Origin of the sequence: Staphylococcus gallinarum (genome assembly GCF_000875895.1) — a bacterium.
GTDB classification, from domain to species: domain Bacteria; phylum Bacillota; class Bacilli; order Staphylococcales; family Staphylococcaceae; genus Staphylococcus; species Staphylococcus gallinarum.
Genome location: NZ_JXCF01000007.1, coordinates 149,426 through 162,743, shown reverse-complemented (window position 1 = coordinate 162,743; position 13,318 = coordinate 149,426). Strand labels below are relative to the sequence as shown.

Below are 13,318 nucleotides of genomic sequence, written 5' to 3'. Positions count from 1 at the left end.
GAATTTATCTATTTTCAATTGGTTCATAAGTTCTATTTGTTTCACCAATATAAGATGCTCTAGGACGCATAATTCTATTATCTCTGTACTGTTCTAGGATGTGTGCAATCCAACCAGATGTTCTACTTACCGCAAAAATAGGTGTGAATAAATCATGTTCGATGTTCATACTATGATAAACAGTAGCACTGAAGAAATCGACATTAGCGATTAATCCTTTTTCTTTTTTCATTTTGTCAGCAATTTTAACTGAAATATCAAACAATTGACTTTGTCCTGTTTCTGAAGTAATCTTTCTACTCATTTCTTTCAGGTATTTCGCTCTAGGATCTCCATCTTTATATACACGGTGACCAAAGCCCATTACCTTTTCTTTATTTTTAATCTTGTTATCTATGTACTCATCAACCTCATCAATTGATTTCACTTCAGATAACATGCTCATTACACGCTCATTTGCACCACCATGTAATGGGCCTTTTAACGAGCCAACAGCGGCAACAATACCTGAATACATATCTGATAATGAAGATACTGCACATCTAGCAGTAAATGTTGACGCATTTAACTCATGGTCAGCATGTAATACGAGCGCTTTATTAAACGCTTCAATTTCAATATCAGTTGGCAATTCCCCTCGTAACATATATAGGAAGTTTCCAGCATAGTTTAAATCTTTATTTGGTTTAACAATTTCTTTATCTTGTCTCACACGAGCATAAGCTGTTACTAACGAAGCGATTTTAGCTTGTATACGTACGGCTCTTTCCATTGTTTGAGACTCATCTTCGTCTTCAGCATGTGAATCGAAGTGTGCAATATATGATACTGAAGTTCTTAAAGCAGTCATTGGGTGTACATTGCCAGTTGCATATTCTTTAAAATGATTATAAACTCTCGGATTTAAAGTCATATACTCATAGAGTTTATCTTTAAGTTCTTGTAATTCTTCTTTATTAGGTAATCGATAATGCCATAATAAATAAATTACTTCTTCAAATTCAGCATTTTGAGCTAAGTCATCAATATCATAGCCAGCATATGTAAGTTGGCTATCAATAATAGAACTCACTTTAGTCTCAGCTGCAATTACCCCTTCTAAACCTTTTTGTAACTCTGCCATATATAAATTTCCCCTTTTCTATTTCATTATGAAATGGCTTTCACAAATCATTATATCCAATCCTGTCATTTTTGTGAACAACTTAGGATTGATTTAAAACATCTTCAATTCCATAACATAAGAAATATTCATTTATTTATATGCCTATAATTGCTAAAACCTATAAATGGTTATATATCCATTTTAATATGTAAGTTGACACACATCAATTTTTATAACTTTTTAATTCGTTATCATGGTTAATAACAAATTATTAATGTATTTTTAAACTTCTGCTTCATTTAATGTTTATAAAAATAGTTGTTTTATTTTTAATAGCATAGGATAATAATAGTTAGCTAAATAAAGGAGTTATTAATATGGGGAAAAATCAATTACAAAGAGAACTAAGTAATCGTCACATTCAGCTTATTGCAATTGGGGGAGCAATAGGAACTGGACTATTCCTTGGAGCTGGGCAAACTATTGCATTAACCGGACCTTCAATATTACTAACATATATCATCATTGGTTTTATGTTATTTATGTTTATGAGAGGTTTAGGTGAAATTTTAGTAGCAAATACGAATTTCAAATCGTTTGCCGACGTTACTAACGAATACATAGGTTCATTTGCCGGATTCGTTACAGGTTGGACTTATTGGCTTTGTTGGATAATAACAGGTATGGCCGAGGTAACAGCCGTAGCAAAATACGTCAGTTTCTGGTTCCCAAATGTTCCAAACTGGTTAAGCGCTTTGTTTTGCGTACTAGTGTTAATGTCTTTAAATTTATTAAGTGCCAAATTATTCGGTGAATTAGAATTTTGGTTTGCGATTATAAAAATTATTACAATTATCGCGTTAATTGTTGTTGGTGCTATCATGATAATCATGGCTTATAAGACACAATTTGGTCATGCTTCTCTAACTAATCTATACAACAATGGTATCTTCCCTAAAGGCATGAGTGGTTTTGTTATGTCATTCCAAATGGCACTTTTCTCATTTGTCGGAATCGAACTTATAGGGGTTACCGCTGGGGAAACAAAGGATCCTAAGACTACCTTACCAAAAGCAATCAACAGTGTACCTTTACGTATATTAGTATTCTACGTTGGTGCTTTAGCAGTAATTATGTCTATCATTCCTTGGGCACAAATTAATCCTGAAGAAAGTCCTTTCGTGAGATTGTTTGCATTAATAGGTATTCCATTTGCTGCTGGTATTATTAACTTTGTAGTATTAACAGCTGCAGCATCTTCATGTAATAGTGGTATCTTTTCAAACAGTCGTATGTTATTCGGACTTTCAAAGAAAGATCAAGCGCCACCTATTTTAAGTAGTACTAATAAAAACGGTGTTCCACATATTGCGATTTTCGCATCATGTGCACTATTATTAATTGCAGCATTACTAAATTATATTATTCCAAATGCTACATTAGTGTTCACATACATCACTACGGTATCAACTGTATTGTTCATCGTTGTATGGGCATTAATCATTGTGGCATATATTAATTATCATCGTCGTAATCCTGAAGCACATAAAAAGGCCACTTTCAAATTACCTGGTGGTAAATACATGGGCTACGCGATATTAGTATTCTTTGTATTAGTATTTTGTCTATTATTTGTAAATGCTGATACTAGAATCGCGGTGTTCTTAACACCTATTTGGTTCATTATTCTATGTTTAATGTATCTTAGATATAAAAAAGTAGAAAAATCTCAATAACAACCATTTACGAGTTGCATAAATACATAGATAGCCATTAAAGCATTGATTCTAGAGTATTTAAAAATTTAGCGGGCAACTTTGTTATTATTGTTATTTAACTTAGTAGTTTGAAGGTTTTTGTCTCAAACTCAATAAAAGAGAGCTATTCCGTGATGGAATGGCTCTCTTTTTATTTAACAATTTTTTTGTTTATATTGGGAAAATTTCAATTTGTATTGAGTCATTATACTTATCACATATACAAAACATAACTACACTAGAAAATAAAACAATTTGTGCGATACCATTTTTAGGGATAAGCATTGCAGTTTGCACTGGTATAGTTAATTGCTACCTATCATAATTTTTATACATAAGGTAACTCGCTAATTTGGTTTAATGAAGTTTATTAAATCATACGGTAGCGTCTTATTTTTGTAGTATTCACAAGTAAGAACTGCATATGGCTTGCAAGACATCTGAGATTGTTGGATGCGTGTCGAGATCTTAGTTCGATCTAGATCCAGCCCCTAGGTGAGCGAGCAGTAACAATACAGAATATTAATATAAATAACAAGCCCATCAAAGATCAAAATCTATGATGGGCTTAATGCTGGGTGTTCATGTCCCAGACGCTAATTATTAATTTATGTCAATCAGAAATTATAGTACGTTAGCGTATCCTTCAAAAATCTTACCGTGATTTGCATCTACAGTAACTAATACGTCATTTTGAATTTCAGATGTAGCATTTTCAACGCCTACTACTGTTGGTATACCTTTCTCTAAACCGATGATAGCACTTGGAGAAGTAATACCATTCTCTTCAGTAATTAAACCAATTGCTTTCTCAATATAAGGAACCAATGTTTCATCTACAGAAGAAGTTACAATGATTGAATCTGACAGGTCTTTACCTTCTAATTCACTTGCATTATTAACAACTAATGTATGACCAACTACTGAATTTCTACCAACACCTTGTCCTTTAGCAATTTCGTCACCAACTAGATGTAATTTCATCATGTTTGTTGTACCTTGTTCACCTGTAGGTACACCCGCAGTGATAATAATTAAATCACCATTTTTAACACGTTCTGTTTCTACAGCAGTAGCAACAGCATTGTTTAATAGTGCATCAGTTGTCTTACGACCTTCTTTAACAACTGGGTGAATACCCCATACTAAAGCACATTGGCGTGCAGTTTCTGCATTTGGCGTAACAGCAATAATATCTGATTTTGGACGGTATTTAGAAATTGTGCGTGCAGTTGAACCACTTTCAGTTGCAGCTACAATTGCTTTAACGCTTAAGTTTAATGCAGTATGTGCAACAGATACACCAATTGCATTAACTAGTGAAGTCTCTACTAATTTTGTACGGTCAGATAATAATTTCTTATAATCTTGAGCTGCTTCAGCTGAAACCGCAATGTTTCTCATTGTTTTAACAGCTTCTTCTGGATATTGTCCTGCAGCAGTTTCACCAGATAACATAACTGCGTCTGTACCGTCATAAATAGCATTGGCAACGTCACTTGCTTCGGCACGTGTCGCACGTGGATTACGTTGCATTGAATCTAACATTTGAGTTGCGGTAATAACAGGCTTACCTAATTTATTACATTGTCTAATTAAATCTTTTTGAACCATTGGTACTGATTCTGGTGGAATTTCAACACCCATGTCACCACGAGCAACCATTAATCCGTCTGCAACTTCCAAGATTTCTTGAATATTATCAATACCTTCTTGGTTTTCGATTTTAGGAATAATACTAATATTTGTATTATTTTGTGCTTCTAATAATTTACGGATATCTAACACATCGCTTGGTCGACGAACGAAACTTGCAGCGATAAAGTCAACACCAACACGGATACCGAAGTTAATGTCATCTGCATCTTTATCTGTGATACCTGGTAAACTTACTTTAACACCTGGTAAGTTAACACCTTTTTTATTTTTTAGTTCTCCAGTATTTAATACGTCACATAGAACTTCGCCATTTGCTTTGTCAATTTTCTTAACTTGTAATTCGATTAAACCATCATCTAATAAAATATATGAACCTTCTTCAACATCATTGATTAGGTTGTCATAAGTTACTGAGAATTTTTCAGGCGTACCTTCTACTTCTGTCATGCTTACGATAACTTCTGAACCTTTTACAAGTTCAATCACGCCATCTTTCATGTTGTGCGTACGAATTTCTGGGCCTTTAGTATCTAATAAAATAGCTACTGTTTTACCTAATTTTTTAGATACTTTGCGGATTGTATCAATACGTGCTTTATGCTCATCATGATCACCATGTGAAAAGTTTAAGCGTGCAACGTTCATTCCTGCTTTAATTAATTTCTCCAACATTTCTTCTGATTCAGATGCTGGCCCTATAGTACAAACAATTTTAGTCTTTCTCATTATTAATGCCTCCCAGTATTTTTAAATAGATAATTCATTTGTTAATTCAAATGTTTCATAATCAAATTCATGATCATTCGATTTGAATATTTCATCAAATGGTGTGTCAACTAACACATTATTACGGATACCTACACCGACTGCAGATTTACCTTGTAATAATAAGTCAACTGCATACCCTCCCATACGTGAAGCTAACACTCTGTCAGCACCACTTGGGCTTCCACCACGTTGAATATGTCCTAGTACAGATACACGTGCATCGACGTTAATATATTTCGTTAATTCTTTCGCACAAGCTTCACCAGACATACAGCCTTCTGCTACCATTACGATTGAATGTTTTTTACCACGTTTAATACCGTGGTCAATTTTTTCTGCAACATCTTTGATGTCAGTTTCTACTTCTGGTACTATAATTGTTTCTGCACCAACAGATAAACCAGCCCATAAAGCTAAATCTCCACAGTCTCGCCCCATGACTTCTATGATGAAAGTACGTGCGTGACTTGATGCTGTGTCACGAATCTTATCAACACATTCGATAATAGTGTTTAGCGCAGTATCAAAACCAATTGTAAAGTCTGAACCATTAATATCATTATCAATTGTTCCAGGCACACCAATTGTTTGAATTTCTTGGCATTCTTCACTGATACGTTGAGCACCTCTGTAACTTCCGTCACCGCCGATAACTACAAGCCCTTCAATACCTCGTTTACGTAAATTTTCTATACCTTTTTTACGTACTTCAGGTTCTTTGAATTCAGGACATCTTGCTGAATACAAGAATGTACCACCACGTTGGATTGTATCACCTACTGAACCAAGTTCCAATTTCTCGATTTCATCGTTCAACAACCCTTGGTAACCTTGGTAAACACCATAAACTTCAATGTTATTGTAAATCGCTTTACGAACGACAGCTCTAACCGCTGCATTCATACCTGGTGAATCTCCACCACTTGTCAACACTGCAATTTTTTTCATGACGACATACCTTTCTAACTTGAATTTCTTACTCTAAAAATACCATAAATTTGTGGTACGTGCCATTAAAATAAGGCATTATGACTAATGTAAACGTTTTTAATCGAGGTATAGAATGAAATCATTATAGAAAGCGTTTGCTCATTTTTCACTATTATCAAATTTTTAATCCTAATATGTATCTACCTTTTTGTACTGTATTTTAAACAGTTATCTAAGTTTAATAATGCCAATCATAATAAGTATTGAACATTATTCAGCATATTTAAAATTAATAAGTAATTCATTAATTGATTTGCTCATTTTTACATCATTTTAATATGGCATTATAATGCAATACGTAATATTTTGGTGAGCCAACAATACGAAATAGGGAATAAAAAGAAGCATTCAGATAAATTGAATCCAATCACCTGAATGCTATTTTTCTAAATTTTATGTCCCAAATTTCTGTTTATTACTTTCGGCAAAATTATCTGTGATTAAACAAATCATCGAGCCCATTGTGTCGTATTTACTCAGTAAAAGAACCAATATTTCTAAACTTCTGATATCGATCTTCTATAAGTGCTTGTTCATCCAATTCCGTCAATTCAGTAAGGTGCTTTTCAAATGCAGCCTTAATATTCAATGCTTGAGCTTTTACATCTTGATGCGCTCCACCGATTGGTTCTTTAACGACCTCGTCTGCAATATTTAATTCATGTAAATCATCAGCTGTGATTTTCATTGTTTCCGCAGCAATTTTTGCTAAATTACTATCTTTCCACAATAATGCAGATGCTCCTTCTGGTGATATAACTGAATATGTACTATTTTCAAGCATTAACACACGATTTGAAATTCCTAAACCGAGTGCGCCACCACTTCCGCCTTCACCGATAACAATTGATATAACAGGTACAGAAAGTGCTGCCATTTCGACTAAGTTTCTAGCAATAGACTCACTTTGTCCTCGTTCTTCTGCAGCTTTTCCTGGATAAGCACCCTTAGTATCAATAAAAGTAAAGATTGGGCGATTAAATTTTTCAGCTTGTTTCATTAATCTCAAGGCTTTACGATAACCTTCTGGATGAGCCATCCCAAAGTTTCTATAAATATTGTCCTTAGTATCTTTACCTCGTTGTTGACCAATAACAGTAACAGGCTGATCGTTGATATAACCGATTCCACCTATCATCGCTGGATCATCACGGAAATTTCTATCCCCATGCAATTCTATAAATGAATCAAATATATAAGGAATATAATCCAGTGTTGTCGGTCTTTCTTGTAGACGTGCTAATTGAACTCGATCCCAAGGTTTTAAATTTGTATAGACCTTCTCTGTCTCACGTTCAAGTGATGCTTCAAGCATTTCGATTTCCTCTTGCAAATCTACATCGTTTTTTTCTTGTGATTCTTTTAATGATTCAATTTTATTTTTTATTTCAAAAAGTGGCTTTTCAAAATCAAGCATTCTTTTTCACCTCTTGATGCAGTTTCAAAATACTAGACAATGTTTGTCTCATTTCTTTTCTATGTACAACCTTGTCTAACTGCCCATGTTCTAATAAGAACTCAGCAGTTTGGAAATCATCAGGTAGCTTCTCATTTATTGTTTGTTCTATTACACGGCGGCCTGCAAAACCAATCAATGCTTTAGGTTCGCTGATATTAATATCACCTACAGATGCAAAGCTCGCAGAAACACCACCAGTAGTTGGGTTTGTTAAATATGAAATATATAATAAACCTGCATCGGCATGTCGTTTCAATGACACACTAGTCTTACCCATTTGCATTAATGAGATAATACCTTCCTGCATTCTGGCTCCACCACTTGCTGAAAATAAAATAAATGGAAGTCGATTATCGGTACAATATTCAATAATTCTACATATCTTTTCACCAACAACTGACCCCATGCTACCCATTCTAAAGCGAGCATCCATAACAGCAACGCCATAAGCAACACCATCAAGTTTAGCTGTTCCAGTTACTACAGCTTCATTGAGTTCAGTTTTTTGTTGGTCTTTTTGAATTTTTTCTTCGTAGCTTGGAAAGTCTAATGGGTTTGCAGAGGTCATGCCTTTATCAAACTCTACAAATGTACCTTCATCCGCAATTGCTTCAATTCGCTCATATGCTGTCAATGCAATATGATGATCACAGTTAAAGCAAACATTAAGATTTTCAGACAATTCTTTAGTATACATGATTTTCTTACATTTAGGACATTTCGTCATTATACCTGCTGGTACGTCACTTTGTTTTGAATCAGATACAGTTACATACTTTTTCTTTTTACTACTTCTATTGAAAAAATCTTTAAACATTGGTAAACCTCCACATAACCATTGCTACTTTCCCATATATAACCATTTAATACGTTTGAAATAAGCAATTATGATTATTATTTATCTAAATCTGTTAATTTCATTGTCTTATCATAAATTGATTCAGGATCAACATCAACTCTTGCGACACCTGATTCCATTGCTGCTTTTGCAACTTCTCTTGCAACAGACGGTGCAACGCGTTTATCAAACGGTCCTGGAATACAATAATCTGCATTCAATTCATCAGGCTCAATTAAATTAGCAATCGCTTCTACGGCTGCTTGTTTCATTTCTTCGTTAATATGTGTTGCTTCTACATCTAAAGCACCTCTAAAAATACCTGGGAACGCTAATACATTGTTAATTTGGTTTGGATAGTCAGAACGACCTGTTCCAATCACTTTTGCACCTGCTGCTTTAGCAATATCCGGTTTAATCTCAGGATTAGGATTTGCCATTGCGAAGATAATTGGATCATCTGCCATAGATTCTACCATTTCTTTTGTTAATAAATCGGCCACAGAAACACCAATAAATACATCTGCATCTTGAATGATGTCGTTTAAGCTACCATCTTTTTTATCTCTGTTAGTCCATTTAGCAACATAAGCCTTAGTATCATTCATACCATAGTCTCGACCTTCATAGATCGCACCTTTAGAATCGCACATAATCATATCTCGTACGCCATAAGAATATAATAGTTTAACGATTGCAATGCCTGCTGCGCCTGCACCATTTAATACAACTTTAATGTCAGATAGATCTTTATCAACTATTCTTAATGCGTTAATCATACCAGCGACAGTAACGATAGCTGTACCATGTTGATCATCGTGGAATACCGGGATTTTAGTTTCTTTTTTAAGGCGTTCTTCTATCTCAAAGCAACGTGGCGCTGAAATATCTTCTAAGTTAATACCGCCGTAGTTTGGTTCTAAAAGTTTCACTGTATTCACTATTTCGTCTGTATCCGTAGTATTTAAAGCAATTGGTACACCGTCAATTCCTGAAAAGCTCTTGAATAGTACAGCTTTACCTTCCATAACTGGAATACTTGCTTCTGCACCAATGTTACCTAAACCTAATACAGCCGTACCGTCAGTTACTACTGCTACAGTATTTCCTTTCATAGTATATTCAAATACTTTACGAGGGTCCTCATGTATTTCCTTACATGGTTCAGCTACACCTGGTGAATACGCTAAACTCAACTCTTCTTTATTTGTAACTTTAACTTTAGGTGCTACTTCTAATTTACCTTGATTTTCTCTATGCATTTGTAAAGCTTCGTCTCTTAATGTCACGTGAATCTACCCCTTTACATTCATTTAATATAATGATTCGTCATATATATTTTTATTACACTATAACGCAAATTACAAATGATATCGTTACCAAATCGTAAAAAATTTGGCGGGTTATTGATTGTAATAAAAACATATAGATATTTATTATTTAATCGTTTGATTTTTTAATTTTTTAAAAATTAAAACTGATGGTCAATATTACTCAACCATCAGTCAACTATACCATAGTTTAAAGGGTGAATAAAGTTAAATTATTCTTATATCCCATGGTGATAGCTTTTTCAACAACAGTGCAATTTGGTTGTTTTCAATAGAAATATGTCCAATTGTTTTTAATTGTTTTGTCGATTCATCATAATAATTTACCGGTATCTGATTATGTTCAGTCTGAGACAATATTTGTTGAATATCCGTAAGGTCATTTACATTCCTGATGACTATTTGTTGTGCATGGTTTAATTTCTCTGATTCAAAATGCTCAATACTTTCAATATGTTGAATAATTAACTGGCGTTTATTATTACGTTGTTCGAATTTACCTCTTACTACATAGGTTGCACCATCAGCTATGTCGGTTTCAAACCTTTTAAAGGTATCTGGAAACATCACACCATCTAGCGTATTGATGCCATCATTGAGGACTACAAAGGCCATATTTTGACCCTTTTTAGTACGTATTCTACGACTACTATCAATTTGTATAAAAATCGGCTGATTGTCTCTAGCATTATTTAATTTAAAAATACCTAAATATTGTTTTTGTTCAAACGCCTTTTCAACAGGGTGGGTGGAAACGTAAAATCCTAAGTATTCCTTTTCATAATCACTTAATACTTGATCTTCGAGTTCCTCTGTTTCTGCATAGGAGGCTTTAGGTGTTAACACGTCAAATATAAATCCATCTTGTTCAACATTAGATACATCATCTAAAACTTGATCAATTGATTGAAGTAGCGTCGCCCTATTTTTACCTAAATCATCAAAAGCACCAACTAATATTAATGCTTCGAATAACTTTCTTGTCTTGATTCGCTTTGGAATTCTTCTTGCAAAATCAAAAAAATCTTTAAATTGTCCATTAGCATGGCGTTCATCGACAATCAATTTCACACTTTGATATCCCACGCCTTTAATCGCGCCAATAGATAAATAAATACCTTTTGTTGTTGCTTTATAGAACCAATGACTATAATTGATATTTGGACTTAGTATATTAATATTTTGCTGTTTGGCTTCATCGATAATTTGGGCTGTTTTCTTTTCACTCCCAATCGTATTACTTAAGATATTTGCATAGAAATAGTTCGGATGATGTACTTTTAGATAACTCATGATATAAGCAATTTTTGAGTAACTCACCGCATGCGCACGTGCAAAACCATAATCAGCAAATTTCAGTATTAAATCAAAAATTTGTTTACTTAAACTTTCATCATAGCCATTTTGCAGCGCACCATCTACGAAATGCTTACGTTCTTTTTCTAATACTGCACGATTTTTCTTACTCATCGCACGCCTTAAAATGTCCGCTTCACCATAATTAAAGTTTGCAAAAGTACTAGCGATTTGCATGATTTGTTCTTGATAGATAATAACTCCAAAGGTCTTTTGTAAGATTGGAGCTAAATCTTTATGCAGATATATAACCTTTTCTGGGTTATGTCTTCTAGATATATAAGTTGGAATTTCTTCCATAGGACCTGGTCTATAAAGTGAAGTAACTGCAACAATATCTTCAAAATGTTCTGGTTGTAATTTTTTCAAAACATTACGTATACCATCTGACTCAAGTTGGAATATACCTGTTGTATCTCCTCGCGATAATAATTCAAAGACCTTTGGATCATCAAAAGGGATATCTTCTATATTGATTGTAATATTTTTGTCTTTTTTCACTTGATTCACAATTTGATGAATGATAGATAAATTACGCAAGCCGAGGAAATCTATTTTCAATAAGCCTATACGCTCTGCTTCCGTCATCGTCCATTGTGTTAATAAACCATTATCACCATTAGTAAGTGGTACATACTCATATAAGGGATGATCATTTATTATAATTCCCGCCGCATGTGTTGATGTATGTCGAGGAAGCCCTTCTAACTTTTTACTTAAGTCAAACCAACGCTCATGTCTATGATTTCTATGTACAAATGCTTTAAATTCAGGTATTTCATATGCTTGATCCAAAGTAATTCCAAGTTTATGAGGTATAAGTTTAGAAATTTCATTTAATGTTATTTCATCAAAGCCCATGATTCTACCAACATCTCTTGCCACAGCTCTTGCTAATAAATGTCCAAATGTAACGATACCCGCCACATGGTGTGGACCATATTTATCTTGTACATATTGAATCACTTCATCTCTTTTTGTATCTTCAAAGTCTATATCGATATCAGGCATTGTCACACGTTCAGGATTTAAAAAACGTTCAAATAGCAAGTTATATTGAATTGGATCTATCGTTGTTATATTTAATAAATAACTGACTAATGACCCTGCTGCAGAACCACGCCCAGGCCCTACAAAGATATCATTCGCTTTAGCAAAGTGTATTAAATCACTTACGATTAAGAAATAATCTTCAAATCCCATACCAGTGATAACATCATATTCATGCTTTAATCTTTGTTGATACTCAACAGATTGCTTATCGTTTAGTGTCAGTTTATCTAATTGACTTGATAGCATAGACCATAAATAAGCTTTAGAACTTTGTCCATTCGGCGTAGCGAATTTTGGTAATAGTGATTGATGATATTGTAATTCTGCAGTGCAAAGTGTTGCAATTTTTTGTGTTCGATGCCATACATCCTTATCAATTTCTAATGATGAAACTTCTTCATTATTGAATAAATGTTCATTATAATCTGGCGCAGCATGAACTAAATCAATTTTAGTATTATTTTTGATTGCTGATAACGCAGCTATAGTTTCATTGTCTTCTCTATTTAAATATCGCGAAGATTGCGCCCATACAATTGGCAATTCAAATGTTGTTATGCTCTCTTGGTTCACATAAACATTTTCAAATTCAACTAGCGTTTCCACAATATTTTGATGTGCTTCATCTACTTTTTTTAAAATAATAATAAAATCCGCTGCATATTTCTTTAACCATTCAACTGGCGTTTCTTCTTTATCTTTCATTTTAATGGCTGAAGAAAGCATGTAAAGGTTCTGCAGGCCTTGTTCATTCTTCGCAAGTACAACGGTTTCTAATGAAGTTAAACCATCAGTTAAATATATCGTCATACCAAAAATAGGTTTGATATTTGCTGCAATACAAGCATCATAAAATTGCGGTAAACCATATAATACATTTGTATCTGTTATCGCTAAAGCAGAATACCCCTCTTTAACGGCTTTAGTAACCACATCATTAATTCTCAAACTAGAATTTAATAAGTCGTAAGTTGTGTGAATATTTAAATGGGCAACCATCAG

At 33.9% G+C, this 13,318-nt stretch carries 8 protein-coding genes; 1 reads left to right on the top strand and 7 read right to left on the bottom strand.

The annotated features are described in order from the left end of the window. Positions 1–4 precede the first annotated feature (4 nt). On the bottom strand, positions 5–1,123 hold the full coding sequence (locus SH09_RS04575) for a citrate synthase (protein ID WP_042738445.1): 1,119 nt from the start codon (positions 1,121–1,123) through the stop codon (positions 5–7). Positions 1,124–1,482: 359 nt separating this feature from the next. Between SH09_RS04575 and SH09_RS04570 the strand changes: the two genes are divergently transcribed. Next, positions 1,483–2,841: an amino acid permease gene (locus SH09_RS04570; protein WP_042738444.1), complete on the top strand. Its 1,359-nt coding sequence runs from the start codon at positions 1,483–1,485 to the stop codon at positions 2,839–2,841. A 645-nt stretch (positions 2,842–3,486) separates the two neighbouring features. On the opposite strand, the gene pyk is transcribed toward SH09_RS04570, so the two are convergent. The 6 genes from pyk to SH09_RS04540 all read right to left on the bottom strand — a co-directional run bounded on the left by pyk (position 3,487) and on the right by SH09_RS04540 (position 13,315). Continuing rightward, the gene (gene pyk / locus SH09_RS04565; RefSeq protein ID WP_042738443.1) at positions 3,487–5,247 is read right to left on the bottom strand and encodes a pyruvate kinase; all 1,761 of its coding nucleotides are present in this window, start codon (positions 5,245–5,247) and stop codon (positions 3,487–3,489) included. A gap of 21 nt (positions 5,248–5,268) precedes the next feature. Beyond that, the gene (pfkA, locus tag SH09_RS04560) at positions 5,269–6,237 is read right to left on the bottom strand and encodes a 6-phosphofructokinase (protein WP_042738442.1); all 969 of its coding nucleotides are present in this window, start codon (positions 6,235–6,237) and stop codon (positions 5,269–5,271) included. 514 nt (positions 6,238–6,751) lie between these two features. After that, positions 6,752–7,696, bottom strand: a complete 945-nt coding sequence (locus SH09_RS04555; protein ID WP_042738441.1) for an acetyl-CoA carboxylase carboxyltransferase subunit alpha — start codon at positions 7,694–7,696, stop codon at positions 6,752–6,754. After that, positions 7,689–8,555 (bottom strand): acetyl-CoA carboxylase, carboxyltransferase subunit beta, encoded by an 867-nt coding sequence (gene accD / locus SH09_RS04550; RefSeq protein ID WP_042738440.1) that lies wholly within the window; start codon positions 8,553–8,555, stop codon positions 7,689–7,691. The genes SH09_RS04555 and accD overlap by 8 nt, the downstream gene beginning before the upstream one ends. Positions 8,556–8,632: 77 nt before the next feature. Then, on the bottom strand, positions 8,633–9,865 hold the full coding sequence (ystJ, locus tag SH09_RS04545) for an NAD(P)-dependent malic enzyme (protein ID WP_042738439.1): 1,233 nt from the start codon (positions 9,863–9,865) through the stop codon (positions 8,633–8,635). Positions 9,866–10,114: 249 nt separating this feature from the next. Beyond that, positions 10,115–13,315, bottom strand: a complete 3,201-nt coding sequence (locus SH09_RS04540; RefSeq protein WP_042738438.1) for a DNA polymerase III subunit alpha — start codon at positions 13,313–13,315, stop codon at positions 10,115–10,117. Positions 13,316–13,318 lie beyond the last annotated feature (3 nt).